We start from the raw sequence: 1,550 nt of genomic DNA, 5'->3' as shown, positions 1-1,550 counted from the left end.
CGGCCGTTGTCGGTGCCGAGGGTGGCGCCGCCGTTCAGGGTCAGGTTGTTGGTGCGGGCGCTGTCGGTGGTGTCGGCGAGCTTCCACCGGTCGGTGACCTGCGTGGTGGGCAGGGGGGTGCCGGGGCGGTTGGTGATCCGGCCGTCGGGGCCGATTCCGTACAGCTCGGGGTTGCCGTCGCCGTTCACGTCACCGGGGGTGGTGACTGCCGGGTAGCTCCTGGCGCCGAGGCTCGGCGGGAGGATCTGTTGGGTGGCGGGGAGCAGGCCGGTGCCGGTCCAGTTCTGGTTGGCGCCGCTGTTGCAGTCCCACAGTTCCAGTGGGGCGCCGGGCTGCGGGTTGGTGCCGGTGGCGTCCAGGCATAGGCCGGAGTGCGGGTTGACCAGTGAGCCGGTGGTGCCGCCGGGCAGCCACTGCTGGCCGACGTCCTGGTTGCACTGCCGGAGCTGGACGGCGGTGCCCTTGGCGGTGCCGGCACCGTTGACGTCCAGGCACTTGCCCAGCAGGCGGATGGTGTTGTCGGTGCCCAGGGTCACGGCCTGCGGGTCGGAGCCGTTGCACTCCGCGACCTGCGCCGCGCTGCCGTCGGTGTCGCCCTGGTTGACGTCCAGGCACATCTGCTTTCCGGCCGCGGACTTCAGCGTGGAGACCAGCGGTTGATGGGTCGGCGCGGGAAGGCTGCTGGTCGGAATGCCGTAAGTGTCGAAGGAGAGCGGATAGCTGCGGATAGCGCCGGTGGTATCGTCACGGACCCAGAGGGTTGGGATGCCGCCGCTGGAGGTAGTGCCGGCCACGACGGCGCCCACGTTGCCGATGCCGATCAGGGCGGTGATGTTCCAGTCGCCGGTGCCGATCTGGTAGGCGGTGTCGAAGTAGCTGCTCGGGTCGGCTCCGGAGATGTGGTACCAGAGTTTGCCGTTCTCGACGGTGATCAGGTCGGCGGCCGGCCCGACCTTCTGGGTGGGGTGGGCGGCGTTGTAGGCGTCGGTGGAGAGCGTCCCGGGGGCGACCATCTGGGTGACTGAGGACCAGTCCGCCGCGTTGTAGCCGGAGCAGTTGCCCGCCGCCGTGGCCACGCACGCGGAACGATGCAACGGTCCCTGGACGTCTGCTGCGAGGGTGAAGTGTCCGGCGGTGCCGGGCGGGGTCGCGGTCGCGTCGTTCTTGTAGACGTAGAGCTTGTGGGTCTGCTTCTGGTAGGCGAACAGGTCGTCCTTGTCCTGTCCGACGATGCTGCCGCGGTGGGCGATCAGGTACTTGTCCCAGCCGTCGGACTCGGGGCTCTGCGCCGGGGTGGAGACGGTGGCCGGGGTGGTGCTGGGGTCGGTGTTGCCGCCGATCAGCGTCAGGTTGCCGTCGGTGGCGGTGGCCAGCAGGTCGGGCGTGCCGTCGCCGTCCAGGTCGCCCGCGGTGACCTTGGCGGTCGGGTTCCACGGGGCGTAGAAGCTGTAGGCGGTGGCGGCGGGCTGGGTGTTGCCCGCGTTGTCGACGGCGCGGACGTACAGGGTGTGGGTGCCCCACTGGTTGCTGGGCACGGTGATCGGGACGCT

General features: G+C 70.1%; 1 protein-coding gene. It reads right to left on the bottom strand.

Features of this window, described 5'->3' with window-relative positions; genetic code table 11:
* Window positions 1-1,535 (bottom strand): ricin-type beta-trefoil lectin domain protein (locus ACWEO5_RS35990; protein ID WP_452166314.1); only part of this gene is annotated, 1,535 nt, incomplete at its 3' end.
* Window positions 1,536-1,550 lie beyond the last annotated feature (15 nt).

It is taken from the genome of Kitasatospora sp. NPDC004272, from assembly GCF_053603035.1.
This window is presented reverse-complemented; position numbering and strand designations above follow the sequence as displayed.